Raw genomic sequence first — 21,456 nt, forward strand, 5'->3', positions numbered from 1 at the left:
CTGCGCAACCGCCACAAGGCCCAGAGCATCGGCGAGCTGGAGCTGATCCAGGCCGAGCTCAACACCCTGCAGGCGGACCTGCGCCGCGACCTGGCCTACGCCGAGCTGCGCAACAGCTACGGCCAGCTGTTCGCCAGCGTCGGGCTCGACCCGCTGCCCAAGGAACTGCCCTCCTATCAGCTCAGCGACATCGCACAGGCCATCAGCGACAGTGAGAGCAGATGGCAGGCAGGCGATATTCAGCCGAGGTAAGCCTCATCTGACCCACAACCTGTACGCGCCCATGTGCCCCTTGCAGGAGCGGACTTGACCACGAAGTTTGTTCCGTTCGCGGACAAGTCCGCTCCTACAACGGCGCTTATCGGGCCGTACAGGTGCTTTTCCTGATGTGCGGCAGATCGGCCAATGTCCCCCAACTGAGCGCCGTGAGCTGCCTCTGTGGGAGCGGCCTTGGCCGCGAAGTTTTGTTGTAGCCCTCTTCGCGGACAAGTCCGCTCCTACTGGGCTAACTGATCACGCCCGATCATTCCTTATGTGAGCCGCATTACCAGGCACTCCTGCCCCAAACGCAGCGGGCACCGTTCCCTACATGGCGAGCCGCGAGGTTCGGTCATGGATACGCTCCAGCGCATCCACACGCCGCCGCTCGGCCTCGTTGCCGAAGCGACTCTTGCGTAGCTCGTCCAGCTGCCGATCACGATCTTCTTGGCTCAGGCCAACGTTACCCAGCACCGCAGCACGCTGCTCGTACCAGGCGCTCATGCGCTCATTCCAGGCCGCATTCTCCTGGTCCAGCGCTTCGAGCCGTGCGGTGGCCTCCTCGCCCACCAGGCTCGTGCGAATCTGGCGCAACTCCTCCGCCGAACCGGAGCGGTGCTGCCAGTCGTCCGTCAGCGTCCGCAGGTCCAGATAGCGGTTGGTGACTTCGAGCGAGGCCCTGATGGCTTCCGGCAGCTGCTGTTCCAGTGCCGCCAGTTGCCGGGCCCGTTCCTGGGGCGAGAGGCCCTTGTCCTGCATCAGTTCCAGACGCGCCAGCGCGTAGCCGTCGTAGGCATCGTCGTCACCGAAGAAAACCGTGATCACCTCCGGCGAAAGATGCTGAGCGCGCAGGGCCAGGATCTGCTCCCGCTGCTGGCGGATGCTCTCCAGTTCGATCCGCCCAGGTTGCGGCGCTACCAGACGCTTCTCGATATCGGCCACGCCCAGCAGATAAGCCAGATACCCATCCAGCACCTGCTCCGCCTCTCCCAGAGCCGGCTCTCGCAGGCGATGGCGCAACTGCGCGCGAATACGTGCTGTCAGCGACTGGAGGCTTTCCTCTCCCACCGCCGACAGGAAATAGTCGAAGCAATAACGAAGACCGATGCTGATCAGGAGATGGCCATCGGCGGTGGTTTCCACTGCGCAGCTCACCTCGGTGCCGGCCAGCGATTTCGGCAGCTCCTCCAGGCCGGTGGCGACAGCCGGCGCCGACCTGCTCGCCGTCAGCGTCGTCGCTGCCGCCTCGGAGGCCGGCGGCGACGCCAGCTCAGGCGGCTCCGTGGCATCGCTCTGTTCGTAAAGCCACCAGGGCAGTCCGGCCACCGCCGCCACCAGCAGGCAGTAGGCCAGGACCATCAACGTCATGTTTCTCATACGAGCTCCGGTACCTGCCACCGCAGAAGTGGAACCGAGGGCCGCTCGCCCGGCCCTCGGTGTACGGCCTGTCGCGTCGATCCTTGTCAAAGGCCGGCCAGCTTCAGGCGGTTGGCATGCTGACGATAGGTAGTCTTGGGATTGGTCTCGAAGATGCTGACCAGGCCCAGCACCTGGTTCACCGCGTCGAGGTGGTTCATCTTGTAGTTGTCGCGGATCACCGTGCCCAGGTGGCTGGAGCACTGCGGCACCAGGCCGTCATTGGGGCCGGGGACCAGCACGCCGAGCAGGGCCATGGACCAGTCGCTGGGGTCCACGACGCTGGTCAGGTGGCTGGTGCCGCTCCAGGAGTAGTAGCGGACACCGTTGGACACCGCGTCTCCCGAACCGCAGGCCGTCGTCGGGACGCCAGCCGGGAAGGTCCGGTTGAAGGCCGCTGCGCCGGTTGTGGTCAGGGAGTTCATCGCCGCCAGGGAGTCCTGCGGTCCGGCCGTGCCGTCCCCCATGTCGATCAGCCAGGCGATGGCGTTGACCGCCCCGGCGATGACGCTCGCGCCGCCCGGCCCGACGAACTCGGCTATGCCCTCGACGACATCGGCCACGGGACTGCCCTTGTTGGCGGTGCTGACCGCCGTTACCGAGGCCACGCGCTCCGGGGCCACGCCGGCCACGTAGCGCACGCTCTGGCCGCCGTGGCTGTGGCCGATCAGGTTGACCTTGCTCGCGCCGGTGATGGCCTGGATTTCCTTGATCTGGGCCAGCAGCTGCTCGCCGCGCAGCTCGCTGCTGCCGGCGGTGGTCTGAGCGGTGACGAAGACCCTGGCGCCATTGGCCTGGAGATCGGAGGGAATGCCATGCCAGTAGTTCACCGGGCCTATTTCTCCGAAGCCGAAGAGGCCGTGGGAGAACACGATGGGGTACTTGGTCCTGGCGTAATCGGAAGCGGCGTATACGGGAGCCGCGGCCAACGCGGCGGCGGCCAGCAGCAGGGGAGCAGTCAGCATCTTCATGAGAGACCTCGTTATGCTTGTTCTTGGGGTCACCGGTCAGCGGGACGGGACGTCCCATTGGCAGTTTCTTGTCATAGGCCCGAAGGCCCCGCCCAGCTTCACGGAAGCCGCATTACGGGAAAATGAGGAAAGCGGACATTTGTCCTGTCGAGCTGGGACATGGGGTGCGACCGCAGCCGTCCGCCAGCCCCGGCGTTGCGCTCGCCGGACCGCCGCTATACAAAGGGACTCATAACAAGACAGCCACCAGGCCGCTGGAGTCGAGGAAGGACACCATGCAAAGGACGCCCCCCGCGAAGGACGCGGCCGACGAGGCCGAAACCGAAGGCTATTTCCTGGCCAGCATCCTGCTCGACGTGCTGGAAACCCTCCGCCCGCGAGGCATCGACGCGGAGTCCATCGGCCAGGTGCTCGGCCTGGATCTGGACAGCCTGCTCGCCGATCCCAACGGTTGGGTGCCGATTCGCGTGCTGGTAGCCATGCTGCGCCAGGCCCTGGTGCTCTTCCCCGACCCGCTCATGGGCCTGCACGCCTCCCAGTCGGAGCGCGACGCCGCGTTCGGCGTGCTCGGCTACCTCAACCAGACTTGCGCCACCCTGCAGGAAGTCTTCGCCGCCAAGGCCCGCTATGAACGGCTGGTGAGCGACATGGGCTCCACCTCCCTGCGCCAGGAGCCCGGCGTAGTGCTCTGCTGCTGGGACTGCAATATCCGCGACCCGCTCTTCAAGAGGCATGCCACCGAATTCCTGATCGGGCAGTGGTTGCGCCATATCCGCTCGATCCGGGAGAAGAAGGAAGACGTGCTGTTGCGCGTGCACTTCCGCCACTCCGCTCCGGAGGACTCGAACCTCCTGAAGGAGTACGAATCCATTTTCGCCTGCCCCGTCCATTTCGATCAGGCCGAGTCGGCGCTGGTCGTGCCGGCGACCGTCATGACGCTGCGCCTGCGCAGCCCCAACCCCGCGCTGCAGGAAACGCTGGAGCGCCATGCCCACCTGCTGCTCAGCGAGCGCGACAGCGCACCATCGCTGATCAACCAGATACGCTCGCGCCTGCGCGTTCTACTGATGGAGGGCAAGATCTCGCGCGACCACCTGGCCGAGGAACTGGGTATCAGCAGCCGCCACCTGCACCGGCAACTGCAGCGGGCGGGCAGCAGCTACCGGGAGCTGGTGGACGACATCCGCATCGAACTGGCCAAGAACCTGCTGCAGGACAACGGGCTGACCCTGGACATCATCAGCCGGCGCCTCAACTTCAAGGAGGCGGCCTCTTTCAGCCGCTGGTTCCGGGAAATGACGGCACAGACGCCCGGCGAATATCGCCGCCAGGCAGCGGCGGACGGAACAGGCGGAAATCAGATCGATTGAGGTGTTGAACGACCCGGCACGCGCTTAGTCGTGGGGGTTCATACGGGACGAAACCAGAGAAAAGCGCCTAGTTTCGTTGAAAGGGATGGCGGAAGCGCAGAGATTCGAACTCTGGGGGCTGTTACACCCGGCGGTTTTCAAGACCGCTGCCTTAAACCACTCGGCCACACTTCCGTTTCACGGGCCGCCATACTACCCGAACGCAACACACTGTCAAACTCTCGCAATTGGCAGCCCCACGGGCTCTGATATGATCGGCAAGACTCTGTCACGGAACCGTTTTCACGCCCTCAGGAGGGACGCCATGCACGAACAAGACTACGCACTCGCCCACGCGCAGGCGGACCAGCTGGAAACCAGCAAGGTCCTGCGCAACACCTACGGCCTGTTGGCCATGACCCTGGTGTTCAGCGCGCTCTGTGCCTTCTTCAGCGCCCAACTGAACCTGCCGCATCCCGGCTTCATCATCACCCTGGTCGGCTTCTACGGCCTGTTCTTCCTCACCGCCAAGCTGCGCAACAGCGGCTGGGGCCTGGTCAGCACCTTCGCCCTCACCGGCTTCATGGGCTACGTCCTCGGTCCGATCCTCAACATGTACCTGGGCATGGCCAACGGTGGCGAACTGATCGCCAGCGCCCTGGGCATGACCGCCCTGGTGTTCTTCGGCCTGTCCGCCTACGTGCTGACCACCCGCAAGGACATGAGCTTCCTCGGCGGCTTCATCACCGCGGGCTTCTTTGTGCTGCTGGGCGCTATGGTCGCCGGCTTCTTCTTCCAGATCAGCGGCCTGCAGCTGGCCATCAGCGCCGGCTTCGTGCTGTTCGCCTCGGCCTGCATCCTGTTCCAGACCAGCGCGATCATCCACGGTGGCGAGCGCAACTACGTGATGGCCACCATCAGCCTGTACGTGTCGATCTACAACCTGTTCGTCAGCCTGCTGCAGATCTTCGGCATCATGGGCAGCGACGACTGATCCACCGCACCATCGAGAGAGCCCGCTTCGGCGGGCTTTTTCATGCCTCGGCGTTTATCATTGCGGCACCCAGCAGCCCGGACATGCCATGAAGTTCGCCATCGCCCTGTTCGCCCCCGGCCACGCGCCCTCCTCGCGCCGTGCCCTGCGCTTCGCCCAGGCGGCGCTCGATGGTGGCCATGAGATCGTCCGCTTGTTCTTCTATCAGGACGGTGTGCACAGCGCGTCCGCCAACGCGGTCAGCCCGCAGGACGAAGCCGATCTCGCTGGCGAATGGCGCGACTTCGTGCAGCAGCGCCAGCTCGACGCCATCGTCTGCATCGCCGCCGCCCTGCGCCGTGGCGTGCTTAATGCCGAGGAAGCGCAACGCTACGGCCGGCCGGCCGCCAATCTTGAAACGCCGTGGGAGCTGTCCGGCCTCGGCCAGTTCCACGAGGCGGCGCAGATGGCAGACCGTCTGGTCTGCTTCGGAGGCCAGTGATGGGCAAATCCATGCTGATCATCAGCCGCCAGGCGCCCTGGGCCGGTCCCGCCGCCCGCGAGGCGCTGGACATCACCCTGGCCGGCGGCGCCTTCGACCTGCCGCTGGGCCTGCTGTTTCTCGACGACGGCGTGTTCCAGCTGGTCGCCGGCCAGCAGCCTGGCGCCGTGCAGCAGAAGGACCTGGGCGCCAACCTGCAGGCCCTGCCCATGTTCGGCGTGGAAGAGCTGTTCGTTGCCAGCCGCAGCCTGGCCGAGCGTGGCCTGACCGATGCCTCCCTGATCCTGCCGGCCAGGTGCCTGGACGATGGCGAACTCAGCCAGTTGCTCGACCGTTTCGACCAAGTGGTAACGATCTGATGGCCACGCTGCACCTGCTCTCCCATTCGCCCTTCAGCGATAGCCGCCTGGCCAGCTGCCTGCGCCTGCTCGGCCCCGACGACGGCCTGCTGCTGACAGGCGACGCTGTCTATGCGCTGCAACCCGGCACAGCCCAATTGCAGGCGCTGGAGCTGATGCCCGCGGGCATCGCCCTCTATGCCCTGGAAGAAGACCTGCAGGCCCGCGCGCTGGTCGCTCCGCCACGGGCCCAAGCCATCGACTACCCCGCCTTCGTCGAGCTGTGCGGCCAGTACGCCAAGGTCAACAGCTGGCTATGAACACCCTGCGGATCGACGACCGCGAGATCGCGCTGGACAAGGACGGCTTTCTGGTCGAGCTGGCCGACTGGTCACCCGCCACAGCCGAGGTGCTGGCCGCACGCGAAGACATGCAGCTGACCGCCGAACACTGGGAGATCATCGAGCTGCTGCGCGCCTTCTACGCCGAATTCCAGCTGTCACCGGCTACCCGGCCGCTGGTCAAGTACGCGGCCCTCAGGCTCGGGCTGGAAAAAGGCAACAGCCAGCACCTCAACCGCCTGTTCAAGGGCACGCCGGCCAAGCTGGCGGCCAAGCTGGCAGGCCTGCCGAAACCCACGAACTGCCTGTGAATGCCATGAACCTCGTCACCCCACCGGAACACCCCTTCGCCCAGTTCGTCCGCATCCTCGGCAAGGGCAAGCGCGGCGCGCGCGGCCTGACCCGCGAGGAAGCGCGCAAGGCCATGGGCATGCTGCTCGACGGCAAGGTCGAGGACACCCAACTGGGTGCCTTCCTCATGCTGCTGCGGCACAAGGAGGAAAGCGCCGAGGAGCTGGCCGGCTTCACCGAGGCCATCCGCGAGCGCCTGGATGCGCCGAGGATCGCCGTGGACATCGACTGGCCGACCTATGCCGGCAAGAAGCGCCACCTGCCCTGGTATCTGCTGGCGATCAAGGCGCTGGCGAGCAGCGGCGTGCGCGTGCTGGTCCACGGCGGCGGCGCCCACACCGCCGGGCGCCTGTACACCGAACAGCTGCTGCAGGCGCTGGACATTCCCCTGTGCGCAAACTGGGACGAAGCCGGTGCGGCGCTGGAACGCCACAACCTGGCCTTCCTCCCGCTGGGCGCCTGGGCGCCGCGGCTGCAGCGGATGATCGACCTGCGCAACACCCTGGGCCTGCGCTCGCCCATCCACTCGCTGGCGCGCATCCTCAACCCGCTGGGAGCAAAGATCGGCCTGCAGAGCATCTTCCACCCCGGCTACCAGGCGGTGCACCGCGAGGCCAGCCGGCTGCTGGGCGATCGGGCCGTGGTGATCAAGGGCGAAGGCGGCGAGATCGAGGTCAACCCGGACGGTACGTGTCACCTGTACGGCACCGAGGGCGGCATCGACTGGGACGAGGAATGGCCCGCCCTCTCCGCCCAGCGCCACGTCAAGCCGGAGCGCCTGGAGCCGGAACGGCTGCTGGCCTTCTGGCGCGGCGAGGAGCACGACGCCTACGGCGAACTGGCGGTGCTGGGGACACTGGCGCTGGCCCTGCGTGCGCTGGGCCACGACCGCGAGGCGGCCTTCGCCGAGGCCCGCACGCGCTGGGATGCGCGCCGCTGATCGACTCCATCGATAGTTCCAACCCTGTTTTTGCACTTATCCGATGAGCGCGAATCCATAGACTGGCCCCCTGTTCATTCATGAAGGGAGCCCGTCATGGGACAGCTCATCGAAGGCCGTTGGCACGACCAGTGGTACGACACCGGCAAGGACGGCCGTTTCCAGCGCGAGGACGCCCAGCGCCGCAACTGGATCACCGCCGACGGCTCGCCCGGGCCGAGCGGCGAAGGCGGCTTCCGCGCCGAGGCCGGCCGCTATCACCTGTATATCTCACTGGCCTGCCCCTGGGCCCATCGCACCCTGATCTATCGCCAGCTCAAGGGCCTGGACGGGCTGATCGACGTCTCCGTGGTCAGCTGGCTGATGCGCGAGCACGGCTGGACCTTCGACACCGCGACCGGCTCCACGGGCGACGCCCTGGACGGCCTGCAGTTCCTCCACCAACGCTACACCCGCGACGACCCGCGCTACACCGGCCGGGTCACGGTGCCGACCCTGTGGGACAGGCAGCGGCAATGCATCGTCAGCAACGAGTCGGCGGAGATCATCCGCATGTTCAACTCGGCCTTCGACGGGCTCACCGGCAACGATCTGGACCTCTACCCCGCGCCGCTGCGCGAGGAGATCGACGCCCTCAACGCGCGCATCTACCTGGCGGTGAACAACGGCGTCTATCGCGCCGGTTTCGCCACCACCCAGGAAGCCTACGAGGAAGCCTTCGCCACGCTGTTCGACGAACTGGATCGGCTGGAAGCCCTGCTGGAGAAGCGCCGCTATCTGACCGGCGAACATCTGACCGAGGCCGACATCCGCCTGTTTACCACGGCCATCCGCTTCGACGCGGTGTACCACGGCCACTTCAAGTGCAACCGGCGACGCCTGGCGGATTATCCGAACCTGTCCGGCTGGCTACGCGAGCTGTACCAGCTGCCGGGCGTGGCACAGACCGTGGACTTCCAGCACATCAAGCACCACTACTACGGCAGCCACCGGACCATCAACCCGACCGGCATCGTGCCGCTGGGTCCGGAGCAGCGCTTCGATCTGCCCCATGGCCGCGAGCACCTGACGGGACGCGGCATCGCCCGCCAGGCACGTTGACGCATCACTTGGCCTGATCGAACCAGGCCAGCTTGTCGCGCAGCGTCACCACCTCGCCGACGATCACCAGGGTCGGCGCGTGCACTTCGTGCTCGGCCACCAGCTGCGGCAGGTTGGCCAGGGTTCCGGTGAACACCCGCTGGTTCTGCGTGGTGCCCTGCTGCACAAGAGCAGCCGGCGTGTCGGCGGCACGGCCGTGGGCGATCAGCTCCTGGCAGATGGTCGGCAAGCCGACCAGGCCCATGTAGAACACCAGGGTCTGTCCCGGCGCCACCAGATCGGCCCAGGGCAGGTCGGAGCTGCCGTCCTTGAGGTGACCGGTAACGAAGCGCACCGACTGGGCATGGTCGCGGTGGGTCAGCGGAATGCCGGCATAGGCCGCGCAGCCGGAGGCCGCGGTGATGCCCGGCACCACCTGGAACTGGATGCCTTCGGCGGCCAGTTGTTCGATCTCCTCGCCGCCGCGACCGAAGATGAACGGGTCGCCGCCCTTCAGGCGCAGCACCCGCTTGCCCTGCTTGGCCAGGTCCACCAGCAGTTGGTTAATCTCGTCCTGGGGCACCGCATGCTCGGAACGGCGCTTGCCCACGTAGATGCGCTCGGCATCGCGCCGGCACAGCTCGATGATGGCCGGCGCCACCAGGCGGTCGTAGAGCACCACATCGGCCTGCTGCATCAGGCGCAGGGCGCGGAAGGTCAGCAGGTCAGGATCGCCCGGGCCGGCGCCAACCAGATAGACCTCGCCCAGGGCACGCGGCGCGGCACCGGCGATCTTCGCTTCTAGGAGGCGCTTGCCCTCGCCCAGCTTGCCGGCGAACACGCTCTCGGCGATCTGGCCCTGGAACACGTCCTCCCAGAACACACGGCGCTGCTGTACGTCGGGGAACAGCTGCTTGACCCGCTCGCGGAACTGCTTCGCCAGGCCGGCCAACTGGCCGTAGGTGGCGGGAATCCAGGTTTCTATCTTGGCGCGGATCAGCCGCGCCAGCACCGGCGCATCGCCGCCGCTGGTCACCGCCACCACCAGTGGCGAGCGGTCGACGATGGCCGGGAAGATCACGCTACACAGGGCCGGCGCGTCCACCACGTTGACCGGGATACCCAGAGCCTGGGCCTCATGGGAGATACGCGCGTTGAGCGGCTCGTCGTCGGTGGCGGCGATCACCAGGGCCACACCCTGCAGGTCTGCCGACTCGTAGCCGCGCTGGAACACGCCCTCCGCGCCGACCAGTTCGCGCAGGTCACCGCGAATCTCCGGCGCCACCACGCGCAGCCGGCCACCGGCGTCGCTCAGCAGGCGCGCCTTGCGCAGCGCCACCTCGCCACCGCCGACGACCAGCACCGGGCGGCCCTGAAGTTTGTGGAACAGCGGAAGGAAATCCATAGAAGCAGCTCCAAGCGGCAAGCTTCAAGCCGCAAGCGGAGCTGCTTTTACTTGCAGCTTGTGGCTTGCAGCTTGCAACTGTTTCAGATGACTTCGATACCACCCATATAGGGCTTCAGCACGTCCGGTACGCGGATGCTGCCGTCGGCCTGCTGGTAGTTCTCCAGCACCGCCACCAGGGTGCGGCCCACCGCCAGGCCGGAGCCGTTGAGGGTGTGCAGCAGCTCGGGCTTGCCGGTTTCCGGGTTGCGGTAGCGCGCCTGCATGCGGCGGGCCTGGAAGTCGCCGCAGTTGGAGCAGGAGGAAATCTCCCGGTACTTGTCCTGGCTCGGCACCCAGACCTCCAGGTCATAGGTCTTCACCGCGGAGAAGCCCATGTCGCCAGTGCACAGGGCCAGCTTGCGGTACGGCAGCTCAAGCAGCTGCAGCACGCGCTCGGCGTTGGCGGTCATGCTCTCCAGCGCCTCGAAGGACTTGCCCGGCTCGACGATCTGCACCATCTCGACCTTGTCGAACTGGTGCTGACGGATCATGCCGCGGGTGTCGCGGCCGGAGGCACCCGCCTCGCTACGGAAGCAGGGGGTGTGGGCGACGAACTTCAGCGGTAGCTGCTTGGCGTCGAGGATCTCGCCGGCGACGATGTTGGTCAGCGACACCTCGGCGGTCGGGATCAGGTAGAAGTCCGCCTCGCCTTCGCGGGCGATCTTGAACAGGTCTTCCTCGAACTTCGGCAACTGGCCGGTGCCCTGCAGGGCCGGGGCCTGCACCAGGTACGGGGTGTAGGCCTCCTCGTAGCCGTGCTCGCCGGTGTGCAGGTTGATCATGAACTGGGCCAGGGCGCGGTGCAGGCGAGCGATGGGGCCGCGCAGCAGGGCGAAGCGCGCTCCGGACAGCTTGGCGGCGGTCTCGAAGTCCAGCCAGCCGTGCTGTTCGCCGAGGGCGACGTGGTCCTTGACCTCGAAATCGAAGCTACGCGGAGTGCCCCAGCGCGCCACTTCGACGTTGCCATCTTCGTCGGCACCGACCGGCACGGACTCGTGCGGCAGGTTGGGGATGTTCAGCAGCAGGTTGTCCAGCTCGGTCTGGATGGTGTCCAGCTCGCGCTTGCCCTCTTCCAGATCGCTGCCCATCTTGTCGACTTCCGCCAGCAGCGGGGCGATGTCCTCGCCACGGGCCTTGGCCTGGCCGATGGACTTGGAACGGGCGTTGCGCTCGGCCTGCAGCTGTTCGGTGCGGGTCTGCACCGACTTGCGCTGGGACTCGAGCGCTTCGAAGCGCGCCACGTCCAGTTGGAAGCCACGGGTTGCCAGGCGGTCCGCGATGTCCTGCAGTTGGGTACGGACCAGTTTGGAGTCGAGCATGGGAGGTTCTCGTTCAGAGCTTGGTTAATGTCAGGCCGGCCCAGGTGGCGAGCAGGCCGCCCACCACGCTGAGCCCCGCATAGCCGATGGCCAGCGGCAGCTGACCGCTTTCCAGCAGGCGCAGCGTATCCATGGAAAAGGAGGAAAAGGTGGTCAATCCGCCGAGGAAACCGACGATCAGCCCCGCGCGCAGCTCCAGTGGCACTTCCGGGCGCAGCAGGAACAGGCCGTAGAGGAAGCCGATCAGCAGGCAACCGATCAGGTTGACCGCCAGAGTAGCGCCGTAGAAGTGCTGCGGCCAGTGCGCGGACACCCAGTTGCCGGTGGCGAAGCGCAGCAGGGTTCCGGCCATGCCGCCGATAGCGACGGCGATCACCACGTTGAGCATCAGGGGCGTCTCCTGCGGGGGCTGGCGGCGTCGAGCGCGGCCAGGTGGTTCAGCTTGTCGCGAATCTTCAGCTCGAGGCCACGCGGCACTGGCTCGTAGTAGCGGCGCGGCTCCAGCTCCTCGGGGAAGTAATCCTCGCCGGCGGCGTAGGCATCCGGCTCGTCGTGGGCGTAGCGGTACTCGTCGCCGTAGCCGAGCTGCTTCATCAGCTTGGTCGGCGCGTTGCGCAGGTGCAGCGGCACCTCCAGCGAACCGTGCTCGGCGGCGTCGCGCATGGCCGCCTTGAAGCCCATGTACACCGCATTGCTCTTCGGCGCGCAGGCCAGGTAGACGATGGCCTGGGCCACCGCCAGCTCGCCCTCGGGGCTGCCCAGGCGCTCCTGCACGTCCCAGGCGTTGAGGCACAAGGTCAGGGCACGCGGGTCGGCGTTGCCGATGTCCTCGCTGGCCATGCGCACCACGCGCCGGGCCAGGTACAGCGGATCGCAACCGCCGTCGAGCATGCGCGCGTACCAGTACAGCGCGGCGTCCGGGTTGGAGCCACGCACCGACTTGTGCAGCGCGGAAATCTGGTCGTAGAAGGCTTCGCCGCCCTTGTCGAAGCGACGGCGGCTGTCGCCCAGCAGGTTCTGCAGCAGCTCGATGCCGATCTCGCCGCCGTCCTCCACCAGGTCGGCGGCGTTCTCCAGCAGGTTGAGCAGGCGCCGGCCGTCACCGTCGGCGGCGGCCAGGAGGATCTGGAAGCTCTCCTCGGGCAGGCTCAGGTTGTGCTTGCCCAGGCCCTTCTCCTCGCCCAGGGCACGCGCCACCAGCTTGCGCATGGCCGCCTCGTCCAGGCTCTTGAGCACATAGACGCGGGCCCGCGACAGGAGCGCGTTGTTCAGCTCGAACGAAGGATTCTCGGTAGTGGCGCCGATGAAGATCAGCGTGCCGTCTTCCACATAGGGCAGGAATGCGTCCTGCTGACTCTTGTTGAAGCGGTGCACCTCGTCGACGAAGAGGATGGTGCGGCGACCGTACTGCGCGGCCTGCTGCTTGGCCATCTCCACCGCCTGGCGGATTTCCTTCACCCCGGAGAGTACGGCGGAGATCGTCTCGAAGTGCGCGTCGGAGACCTGCGCCAGCAGCCTCGCCAGGGTGGTCTTGCCGACCCCGGGCGGGCCCCAGAAGATCATCGAGTGCAGGGCACCCTGCTCCAGCGCCTCGCGCAGCGGCTTGCCCGGGCCCAGCACATGTTCCTGCCCGGCGTACTCGTCCAGGCTGGTGGCGCGCAGGCGCGCCGCCAGGGGCTGGACGACGGGGGCGGAGCGGAACAGATCCACGGTGTGCGGCGGCCTCGTTATTCCTGGATGACGTCGGCGCCTTCCGGCACCTGGAAGTCGAATTGGGCGGCATCCAGCTTCTCGTTCATCTTGATGCCGAGAAACAGGATGTTGGTGCGCTGGCCGATGCTGTCGATCAGCTGCATGTCGTTGATCACACCCTTGCGGAAGGACAGGCGCAGGTTGTCGAACAGCGTGTCCTTGGCCTTGGGCTTGAGGATGAAGTCGACCACGTCGCCGCCTTCCTTGAAGGTGATGTCGAAGTTCTCGCGGATCTTCGACACGTCACCGGACAACAGCAGCGCCGGCGTGTGGGTCAGGCGCTGGTCGAGGGTCTGGATGGTCACCTGCATCAGGTCCGGGTCGTACAGCCAGACCTTCTGGCCGTTGGACACCAGCAGTTGCTCCTGCGGCGCGTCGGTGTGCCAGCGGAACAGGCCCGGGCGCTGCAGCGCCAGCTGGCCGGAGGTCTCCTGCAGCTGGGTGCCGGAGCCATCCAGGGTCAGCTGGGAGAAGCGCCCGGTCAGGGTCTGGGCGCGGTCGAGCAGGCCGGTCAGGCGCTTGACCGCGGCCTCGTCGTCGGCATGGGCTAGAACGGGGCTGCAGGCCAGCGCGGCCAGCAGCAGCATGCGGATCAGGCGCATGGAAATCCTCTTCGTCAGTCTCGGGAAGGTCCCGGCGCTATGACCTCGCGCGAGCCATTGGTGTTCATCGGCGTGACCACGCCGGCCATTTCCATGGCCTCGATCATCCGCGCGGCGCGGTTGTAGCCGATCTTCAGCTTGCGCTGCACGGCGGAAATCGAAGCACGGCGGCTTTCCAGGACGAAGTTGACAGCCTCGTCGTACAGCGGGTCTTCCTCGCTGCCCTCGCCGCCTTCGCCACCGCCGCCGCCCTCGAAGCCGCTGCCGGCCTCTTCGACGCCGGCCAGGATGTCCTCGATGTAGTCCGGCGCGCCACGCTGCTTCCAGGCCTCGACGACGCGGTGCACCTCATCGTCGGAGACGAAGGCGCCGTGCACGCGGATCGGCAGACCGGTGCCGGGCGGCAGGTAGAGCATGTCACCGTGGCCTAGCAGCTGCTCGGCGCCGCCCTGGTCGAGGATGGTGCGCGAGTCGATCTTGCTCGATACCTGGAAGGCCATGCGGGTCGGAATGTTGGCCTTGATCAGGCCGGTGATCACGTCCACCGACGGGCGCTGGGTGGCGAGGATCAGGTGGATGCCGGCGGCCCGCGCCTTCTGCGCGATACGCGCGATCAGTTCTTCGACCTTCTTGCCGACGATCATCATCATGTCGGCGAATTCGTCGACCACTACGACGATGGTCGGCAGGGTCTTCAGCAGCGGTGCCTCGTCCTCCATCGACTGACGCTTGTACAGCGGGTCGGAGAGCGGCGTACCGGCTTCCTCGGCATCCTTCACCTTGCGGTTGAAACCAGCCAGGTTACGCACGCCCATGGCCGCCATCAGCTTGTAGCGGCGCTCCATCTCGGCCACCGACCAGCGCAGGGCGTTGGCGGCCTCCTTCATGTCGGTCACCACCGGACACAGCAGGTGCGGGATGCCCTCGTAGATGGAGAGTTCGAGCATCTTCGGGTCGATCATGATCATCCGCGCCTCTTCCGGCGTGGACTTGAACAGGATCGACAGGATCATGGCATTCACGCCCACCGACTTACCGGAGCCGGTGGTACCGGCCACCAGCAGGTGCGGCATCTTGGCCAGGTCGGTGATCACCGGCTTGCCGCCGATGTCGTGGCCGAGCGCCAGGGTCACCGGCGACTTGGCGTCATCGTATTCCGGCGAGGACAGTACCTCGGAGAAACGCACGATCTGCCGGTCCTCGTTGGGAATCTCGATGCCGACCGTGGTCTTGCCCGGGATCACCTCGACCACGCGCACGCTGATCACCGCCAGCGAGCGAGCCAGGTCCTTGGCCAGGTTGGAGATGCGGCTGACCTTGACGCCGATGCCCGGCTGGATCTCGAAACGGGTGATCACCGGGCCCGGGTGCACGGACTCGACCACCACCTCGACGCCGAACTCCTTGAGCTTGATCTCCAGCAGGCGCGACATGGCCTCCAGGGACTCGGGCGAGAAGCTCTTCTGCTTCTTCTCGGCCACGTCGAGGATGGAAATCGGCGGCAGGGTTCCGGCCAGCGCACTGCCCTCCTCGAACAGCTGCACCTGTTTTTCCTTGAGCACGCGCTTGCTCGGCTCGGCGGCCTTGGGCGGCGGAGGCGGCGCGATGACCGGTGCGGTGCGGGTCTCGCGCTCGACCATGTGCTTGGTCAGGGTCTCCTCGCGCTCGATCAGGCGTTCCTTGACCTTGGCCTGCTCGCGGCGATCCGGCACCACCGGCGCGGCCACCTCGGCGACCCGCTCGTCCACCTCGCGCAACTGGGCGACCAGCTGCTTGCGCTGCAGGCGGGCCTCCCACCAGCGGGTGATCAGGCTGTGCACCAGCTCGATCAGGTCGAGGGTGATCTTGCCGGTCAGGTCCATCACCTTGAACCAGGACAGGTCGGCGAACACCGTCAGGCCGAACAGGAACAGCGCCAGGAACAGCAACGTGCTGCCCTGCACGTTGAGCGCGCCCAGGGCCAGCTGGCCGAGGCTCTCGCCCAGCGCACCGCCGGCCGAGGCGGGCATGCCGGCTGCGGAATGGAAGTGGATGTAGGCCAGCACGGCACCGGACAGGATCAGGAATACCAGACCGATCAACCGCCAGGAGAACAGCCAGCCGCTCCATTGCCAGGGCTGGTGGCGGTTGCGGAACACCTGCCAGGTCTTCACCGCCAGCAACAGGGGGAACAGGTAGGCGAAATAGCCCAGGGCCATGAACAGGATGTCGGCGAACCAGGCGCCAGCACGGCCGGCGGCGTTCTGCACCTGCTGGGTGCTGCTGGTGTGACTCCAGCCCGGGTCGTTCTGGTTGTAGGTCAGTAACGCCATCCAGAGAATCAGGCAGAGCGCGCCGAGCGCGATCAGCGCCCCTTCCTTGAGGCGGTATTGCAATTGCTGACGCCAGGCCGGCGCCTGGGCTGCTGTACTGGAATTCTTCAAAACGCTGTCATTCCTGCGCTCGAGGCGCGACTGACGGATCGATGGGCACACAAAGCAGCGACCATTGTACAAATTTACAGGTATCGCGCCAGGCCACCGGGCCGTTTTGCCGGCTCATCCTGCTTCGGTGTAGCATACCCGGCTATCCCTCACGTGCGGCTCAATTGGAGCATGCATTCTCTTTCGTGACAAAGGCTTATGGGGTCTTTTTATGAGCGAAGTCAAGCATTCACGCCTGATCATCCTGGGCTCTGGCCCGGCCGGCTATACCGCCGCCGTCTATGCCGCCCGCGCCAACCTCAAGCCCGTCGTCATCACTGGCATCCAGCCCGGTGGCCAGCTGACTACCACCACCGAGGTCGACAACTGGCCGGGTGACGTCCATGGCCTGACCGGCCCGGCGCTGATGCAGCGCATGCAGGAGCATGCCGAGCGCTTCGAGACCGAGATCGTCTTCGACCACATCCACACCGCCGAGCTGCAGAGCAAGCCCTTCACCCTCAAGGGTGACAGCGGCACCTACACCTGCGACGCACTGATCATCGCCACCGGCGCCAGCGCCCAGTACATCGGCCTACCCTCCGAGGAGGCCTTCGCCGGCAAGGGCGTCTCCGCCTGCGCCACCTGCGACGGTTTCTTCTACCGCAACCAGGTGGTCTGCGTGGTCGGCGGCGGCAACACTGCCGTCGAGGAAGCCCTGTACCTGTCCAACATCGCCAAGGAAGTGCACCTGATCCATCGCCGCGACAAGCTGCGCTCGGAGAAGATCCTACAGGACAAGCTGTTCGAGAAGGCCGCCAACGGCAACATCCGCCTGCACTGGAACAACACCCTGGACGAAGTGCTGGGCGACAACACCGGCGTCACCGGCGTGCGCCTGAAGAGCACCCTCGACGGCAGCACCAGCGAACTGCAGCTGGCCGGCGTGTTCATCGCCATCGGCCACAAGCCGAACACCGACCTGTTCAAGGGCCAGCTGGAAATGCGCGACGGCTACCTGATCGTCCAGGGCGGCGGCGAAGGCAATGCCACCGCCACCAGCATCGAGGGCGTGTTCGCCGCCGGTGACGTGGCCGACCACGTGTACCGCCAGGCCATCACCTCGGCCGGCGCCGGCTGCATGGCCGCGCTGGATGCCGAGAAGTACCTCGACGCCTGAGTCCACCGGGAGGGCGGCCAACACCCGCCCTCCCCTGCCCGATGCTGACCTGGCTGCAGCGAGACTCGCTGGACTTCCCGCCGCTGGAAAAGGCCCTGCGCGAGCCCGACGGCCTGCTGGCGGCCGGCGGTGACCTGTCCGCGGAACGCCTGATCGCCGCCTACCGGCACGGCTGCTTCCCCTGGTTCTCCGAGGGCCAACCCCTGCTCTGGTGGTCGCCGGACCCGCGCACCGTGCTGTTCCCCGAGGAATTCCACCTGTCCCGCAGCCTGGCCAAGCTGATCCGCCAGCAGCGCTATAGGGTGACGTTCGACCAGGATTTCGCCGCCGTCATCGCGGGCTGCGCCGGGCCACGCGACTACGCGGACGGTACCTGGATCACCACGTCGATGCGCGACGCCTACCTGAACCTGCATGAACGGGGCCTCGCCCATTCGGTCGAGGTCTGGCTGGGAGAGGAACTGGTCGGCGGCCTCTACGGTCTGGCCATGGGCAGGCTGTTCTTCGGCGAGTCCATGTTCAGCCGCGCCGACAACGCCTCCAAGGTCGGCTTCGCCACTCTGGTCGGCCAGTTGCGCGACTGGGGTTTCGTGCTGATCGACTGCCAGATGCCGACCCGGCACCTGCACAGCTTCGGCGCGCGCCCCATCGCCCGCCGGGATTTCGCCGCCTATCTGGAACGCTACCTGGGCCAGCCCGGCGCGAGCCACTGGCAGCACTGAGCCGGGGGCTGTGGTAGGCACCATTGGCCTGACATACACTGTCCCCTGGGATCTTCCCGAGGATCGACCATGACCGAACTGGCTCGCCTCAAGTTCTACGCCACCCAGCCACACCCGTGCAGCTACCTGCCCGAAGAACAGGCGACCACCCTGTTCCTCGATCCCAGCCAGCCCATGGACGTGCAGGTCTACGCCGAACTCTCGGAAATGGGCTTCCGCCGCAGCGGCGACCATCTCTACCGCCCGCACTGCCAGCGCTGCACCGCCTGCGTACCGGCGCGCATACCCGCCGACCAGTTCATCCCCAACCGCCAGCAGAAGCGCATCCTCAAACGCAACGCCGACATTCGGGTCCAGGCCGTTCGTCCGGCGTTCAACGAGGAGTATTACGCGCTCTACGTACGCTATATCGAGCAGCGCCACGCGGACGGCGACATGTACCCGCCGAGCCGCGACCAGTTCAGCACCTTTCTGGTCCGCGACCTGCCCTTCGCCCGCTTCTACGAGTTCCGCCTGGCCGAACGGCTGGTCGCGGTGGCGGTGGCCGACGTGCTGCCCAACGGACTGTCGGCCGTGTACACCTTCTACGACCCGGACGAGGAACGCCGCAGCCTGGGCCGCTACGCCATTCTCTGGCAGATCGGAGAAACCGCACGTTTGGGCCTGCAGGCGGTCTATCTCGGTTACTGGATCAAGAACTGCCGGAAGATGAGCTACAAGACCCAGTACCGCCCCATCGAGCTTTTCGTCAATCAGCGCTGGGTCGTACTGACCTGAATACGGCGCCTCTGCCCATTTCCCGACTTTCCAGCCACTTGGCGGTCCTTACTCTTTTCGGGCACAATGCACGCCGCTTTTGCCTGGGCGCCCATCGCGCCGGGCCATTCTTTGGATACCGAGGGCTTTACTGCATGTCGAAAGAAGACAGCTTCGAACTGGAAGGTACTGTCGTCGACACCCTGCCCAACACCATGTTCCGTGTGGAGTTGGAAAACGGGCACGTCGTTACCGCGCACATCTCCGGCAAGATGCGCAAGAACTACATCCGCATTCTGACTGGCGACAAGGTCCGCGTCGAACTGACGCCGTACGACCTGAGCAAGGGCCGCATCACCTACCGCGCCCGCTGATTCCGCCAGGCGGACCCGATAGAAGGTCCGCCAGACAGGTCAGAATGCAGAACGCCCGGCATTGCCGGGCGTTTTCGTTTGCCTGCTTGCCGCTCAGGCGGGTTCGGCGTCGGCAGTGGTCTCGAACTCGAAGCGCAGCTCGCCGCCCTCCAGCTCGATGTGCACCACACCACCGTGCTCGGCCAGCTCGCCGAACAGGATCTCCTCGGCCAGCGGCCGCTTGATCTTGTCCTGGATCAGCCGCGCCATCGGCCGCGCGCCCATCTGCACGTCGTAGCCACGCTCCGCCAGCCAGCCACGCGCCTCGTCGCTGACAAGCAGTTGCACACGCTTGTCCTCCAGCTGCGCCTGCAGCTCCGTGAGGAACTTGTCGACGATGCTCTTGATGACTTCGTGGGTCAGGCGGCCGAACTGGATGATGGTATCCAGGCGGTTGCGGAATTCCGGCGTGAAGCTCTTCCTGATGACTTCCATGGCGTCGGACGAGTGGTCCTGCTGGGTGAAGCCGATCGACGCCCGCGCGGCGGTTTCGGCACCCGCGTTGGTGGTCATGATCAGGATCACGTTGCGGAAATCCGCCTTGCGCCCGTTGTTGTCGGTCAGGGTGCCGTGGTCCATCACCTGCAGCAGCAGGTTGAACACTTCCGGGTGGGCCTTCTCGATCTCGTCGAGCAGCAGCACGCAATGCGGTTGCTTGGTGATCGCCTCGGTCAGCAGGCCGCCCTGGTCGAAGCCGACGTAGCCGGGAGGCGCACCGATCAGGCGCGAGACGGTATGGCGCTCCATGTACTCGGACATGTCGAAGCGCACCAGTTCGATGCCCATGGCCTTGGCCAGCTGGCGCGCCGCCTCGGTCTTGCCGACGCCGGTCGGCCCGGCGAAGAGGAAGGAGCCCACCGGCTTGTCCGGCGCCTTGAGGCCGGCGCGGGATAGTTTGATGGCGGTGGAGAGCGAGTCGATCGCCGCATCCTGACCGAACACCGTCAGCTTGAGGTCGCGCTCCAGATTGCGCAGCAGCTCCTTGTCCGAGCTGCTGACGTGCTTCGGTGGAATCCGCGCGATCTTGGCGACGATGTCCTCGACCTGAGCCACGTCGATGCGCTTGGCCCGTTTGTCTTCCGGCTGCAGGCGCTGATAGGCACCCGCCTCGTCGATCACGTCGATGGCCTTGTCCGGCATATGGCGGTCGTTGATGTAGCGCGCCGCCAGTTCCGCAGCGGCGCGCAAGGCCTCGTCGCTGTATTCGATGTGGTGGTGCTGTTCGAAGCGGGTCTTGAGTCCCTTGAGGATGCCCACCGTGTCCTCGACGGACGGTTCGGTGACGTCCACCTTCTGGAAACGCCTTGCCAGGGCACGATCCTTCTCGAAGATACCGCGGAACTCCTGGAAGGTGGTGGAGCCGATGCAGCGGATCTCGCCCGAAGACAACAGCGGCTTGAGCAGGTTGGAGGCATCCATCACGCCACCCGAGGCCGCGCCGGCACCGATGATGGTGTGGATCTCGTCGATGAACAGGATGGCGTGCGGGCGCTTGCGCAGCTCGTTGAGCAATGCCTTGAAGCGCTTCTCGAAATCGCCGCGGTACTTGGTGCCCGCCAGCAGAGCGCCGAGGTCGAGGGAATACACCACGCTCTCGGAAAGCAGATCGGGGACCTGACCGTCGACAATGCGCTTGGCCAGCCCTTCGGCGATGGCGGTCTTGCCGACACCGGCCTCGCCCACCAGCAATGGGTTGTTCTTGCGGCGGCGCGCCAGGATCTGCGCCACGCGCTCGACCTCGTGCTCGCGACCGACCAGCGGGTCGATCCGACCGAGACGGGACAGTTCGTTGAGGTTGCTGGCATAGGCATCGAGCGGATTGCTCGAGGCCGAAGACTCGCCGCCTTCGTCGTCCTGCATCTCCTGCTCGTTTTCGTGGTGATCGGCATGGCCCGGCACCTTGGAGATGCCGTGGGCGATGTAGTTGACCACGTCGATGCGGGCGACGCTCTGCTGCTTGAGCAGGAACACCGCCTGGCTCTCCTGCTCGCTGAAGATGGCCACCAGCACGTTGGCACCGGTGACTTCGCGCTTGCCCGAACTCTGCACGTGGAACACCGCACGCTGCAGCACGCGCTGGAAGCCCAGGGTCGGCTGGGTCTCGCGCTCTTCGTCGTGCTGCGGGATCAGAGGCGTGGTGGAGTCGATGAACTCCTGCAGATCATGCCGGAGCTTGTCCAGATTGGCGCCGCAGGCGCGCAGCACGGTGGCGGCCGCCTCGTTGTCCAGCAGGGCAAGAAGGAGGTGCTCGACCGTCATGAATTCATGGCGCTTGGCACGTGCCTCCTTGAAGGCCAGATTGAGGGTGACTTCCAGCTCTCGATTCAACATAGCTTCACCTCTT

General features: G+C 66.0%; 21 protein-coding genes, 1 tRNA gene and 1 pseudogene. 13 read left to right on the forward strand and 10 right to left on the reverse strand.

Going from position 1 to position 21,456, the window contains the following annotated elements:
* Positions 1–252: pseudogene (locus N5D30_RS00005) on the forward strand (transporter); the annotation flags it as partial.
* Positions 253–585: 333 nt separating this feature from the next.
* Here N5D30_RS00005 and N5D30_RS00010 read toward each other — a convergent pair.
* Together N5D30_RS00010 and N5D30_RS00015 are read right to left on the reverse strand one after the other, a co-directional pair.
* Positions 586–1,635, reverse strand: a complete 1,050-nt coding sequence (locus tag N5D30_RS00010; RefSeq protein ID WP_279907125.1) for a lipase secretion chaperone — start codon at positions 1,633–1,635, stop codon at positions 586–588.
* A gap of 86 nt (positions 1,636–1,721) precedes the next feature.
* Complete coding sequence (locus N5D30_RS00015; protein ID WP_279907126.1) at positions 1,722–2,645, reverse strand: triacylglycerol lipase; 924 nt, start codon at positions 2,643–2,645, stop codon at positions 1,722–1,724.
* 275 nt (positions 2,646–2,920) lie between these two features.
* Between N5D30_RS00015 and N5D30_RS00020 the strand changes: the two genes are divergently transcribed.
* Positions 2,921–4,015 (forward strand): AraC family transcriptional regulator, encoded by a 1,095-nt coding sequence (locus N5D30_RS00020; protein ID WP_279907127.1) that lies wholly within the window; start codon positions 2,921–2,923, stop codon positions 4,013–4,015.
* Between the two features lie 86 nt (positions 4,016–4,101).
* On the opposite strand, the gene N5D30_RS00025 is transcribed toward N5D30_RS00020, so the two are convergent.
* Positions 4,102–4,189: transfer RNA gene (locus tag N5D30_RS00025), tRNA-Ser, on the reverse strand.
* A gap of 130 nt (positions 4,190–4,319) precedes the next feature.
* On the opposite strand from N5D30_RS00025, the gene N5D30_RS00030 reads away from it, so the two are divergent.
* From N5D30_RS00030 to N5D30_RS00060, 7 genes are all read left to right on the forward strand, one after another.
* Positions 4,320–4,988, forward strand: a complete 669-nt coding sequence (locus N5D30_RS00030; protein ID WP_279905916.1) for a Bax inhibitor-1/YccA family protein — start codon at positions 4,320–4,322, stop codon at positions 4,986–4,988.
* Positions 4,989–5,076: 88 nt separating this feature from the next.
* Positions 5,077–5,469, forward strand: coding sequence for a sulfurtransferase complex subunit TusD (gene tusD / locus N5D30_RS00035; protein ID WP_279907128.1), 393 nt, complete (start codon positions 5,077–5,079; stop codon positions 5,467–5,469).
* On the forward strand, positions 5,469–5,828 hold the full coding sequence (gene tusC, locus N5D30_RS00040; protein ID WP_279907129.1) for a sulfurtransferase complex subunit TusC: 360 nt from the start codon (positions 5,469–5,471) through the stop codon (positions 5,826–5,828). The genes tusD and tusC overlap by 1 nt, the downstream gene beginning before the upstream one ends.
* Positions 5,828–6,127, forward strand: coding sequence for a sulfurtransferase complex subunit TusB (gene tusB, locus N5D30_RS00045; protein WP_279907130.1), 300 nt, complete (start codon positions 5,828–5,830; stop codon positions 6,125–6,127). The genes tusC and tusB overlap by 1 nt, the downstream gene beginning before the upstream one ends.
* Complete coding sequence (locus N5D30_RS00050) at positions 6,124–6,459, forward strand: TusE/DsrC/DsvC family sulfur relay protein (protein WP_279907131.1); 336 nt, start codon at positions 6,124–6,126, stop codon at positions 6,457–6,459. The genes tusB and N5D30_RS00050 overlap by 4 nt, the downstream gene beginning before the upstream one ends.
* A 5-nt stretch (positions 6,460–6,464) precedes the next feature.
* Positions 6,465–7,439, forward strand: a complete 975-nt coding sequence (locus tag N5D30_RS00055) for a glycosyl transferase family protein (protein WP_279907132.1) — start codon at positions 6,465–6,467, stop codon at positions 7,437–7,439.
* Positions 7,440–7,535: 96 nt separating this feature from the next.
* Complete coding sequence (locus N5D30_RS00060; RefSeq protein WP_279907133.1) at positions 7,536–8,540, forward strand: glutathione S-transferase family protein; 1,005 nt, start codon at positions 7,536–7,538, stop codon at positions 8,538–8,540.
* A gap of 4 nt (positions 8,541–8,544) precedes the next feature.
* Here the strand turns inward: N5D30_RS00060 and cysG are convergent, their stop codons facing one another.
* From cysG to ftsK, 6 genes are all read right to left on the reverse strand, one after another.
* Positions 8,545–9,924 (reverse strand): siroheme synthase CysG, encoded by a 1,380-nt coding sequence (gene cysG, locus N5D30_RS00065; protein ID WP_279907134.1) that lies wholly within the window; start codon positions 9,922–9,924, stop codon positions 8,545–8,547.
* Between the two features lie 83 nt (positions 9,925–10,007).
* Positions 10,008–11,285 (reverse strand): serine--tRNA ligase, encoded by a 1,278-nt coding sequence (gene serS, locus N5D30_RS00070; protein WP_279907135.1) that lies wholly within the window; start codon positions 11,283–11,285, stop codon positions 10,008–10,010.
* A gap of 13 nt (positions 11,286–11,298) precedes the next feature.
* Positions 11,299–11,673, reverse strand: coding sequence for a fluoride efflux transporter CrcB (gene crcB / locus N5D30_RS00075; RefSeq protein WP_220814910.1), 375 nt, complete (start codon positions 11,671–11,673; stop codon positions 11,299–11,301).
* Positions 11,673–12,995 carry a replication-associated recombination protein A gene (locus N5D30_RS00080; protein ID WP_279907136.1) on the reverse strand — a complete coding sequence of 441 codons (1,323 nt, stop codon included), beginning with the start codon at positions 12,993–12,995 and terminating at the stop codon, positions 11,673–11,675. The genes crcB and N5D30_RS00080 overlap by 1 nt, the downstream gene beginning before the upstream one ends.
* Before the next feature lie 17 nt (positions 12,996–13,012).
* Positions 13,013–13,639 carry an outer membrane lipoprotein chaperone LolA gene (lolA, locus tag N5D30_RS00085; RefSeq protein ID WP_220814912.1) on the reverse strand — a complete coding sequence of 209 codons (627 nt, stop codon included), beginning with the start codon at positions 13,637–13,639 and terminating at the stop codon, positions 13,013–13,015.
* A gap of 14 nt (positions 13,640–13,653) precedes the next feature.
* A complete protein-coding gene (gene ftsK / locus N5D30_RS00090; RefSeq protein WP_220815039.1) occupies positions 13,654–16,101 on the reverse strand; it encodes a DNA translocase FtsK in 2,448 nt (815 codons plus the stop codon).
* A gap of 172 nt (positions 16,102–16,273) precedes the next feature.
* Between ftsK and trxB the strand changes: the two genes are divergently transcribed.
* From trxB to infA, 4 genes are all read left to right on the forward strand, one after another.
* The gene (gene trxB / locus N5D30_RS00095; protein ID WP_279907137.1) at positions 16,274–17,221 is read left to right on the forward strand and encodes a thioredoxin-disulfide reductase; all 948 of its coding nucleotides are present in this window, start codon (positions 16,274–16,276) and stop codon (positions 17,219–17,221) included.
* A gap of 41 nt (positions 17,222–17,262) precedes the next feature.
* Positions 17,263–17,943, forward strand: a complete 681-nt coding sequence (aat, locus tag N5D30_RS00100; RefSeq protein ID WP_279907138.1) for a leucyl/phenylalanyl-tRNA--protein transferase — start codon at positions 17,263–17,265, stop codon at positions 17,941–17,943.
* A gap of 69 nt (positions 17,944–18,012) precedes the next feature.
* The gene (locus tag N5D30_RS00105; protein WP_279907139.1) at positions 18,013–18,720 is read left to right on the forward strand and encodes an arginyltransferase; all 708 of its coding nucleotides are present in this window, start codon (positions 18,013–18,015) and stop codon (positions 18,718–18,720) included.
* 134 nt (positions 18,721–18,854) lie between these two features.
* Positions 18,855–19,073, forward strand: a complete 219-nt coding sequence (gene infA / locus N5D30_RS00110; protein WP_137973350.1) for a translation initiation factor IF-1 — start codon at positions 18,855–18,857, stop codon at positions 19,071–19,073.
* Between the two features lie 93 nt (positions 19,074–19,166).
* Here the strand turns inward: infA and clpA are convergent, their stop codons facing one another.
* Positions 19,167–21,443 carry an ATP-dependent Clp protease ATP-binding subunit ClpA gene (clpA, locus tag N5D30_RS00115; RefSeq protein WP_220814916.1) on the reverse strand — a complete coding sequence of 759 codons (2,277 nt, stop codon included), beginning with the start codon at positions 21,441–21,443 and terminating at the stop codon, positions 19,167–19,169.
* Positions 21,444–21,456: the final 13 nt, after the last annotated feature.

Origin of the sequence: Pseudomonas sp. GD03875 (assembly GCF_029840585.1) — a bacterium.
GTDB classification, from domain to species: domain Bacteria; phylum Pseudomonadota; class Gammaproteobacteria; order Pseudomonadales; family Pseudomonadaceae; genus Aquipseudomonas; species Aquipseudomonas paralcaligenes.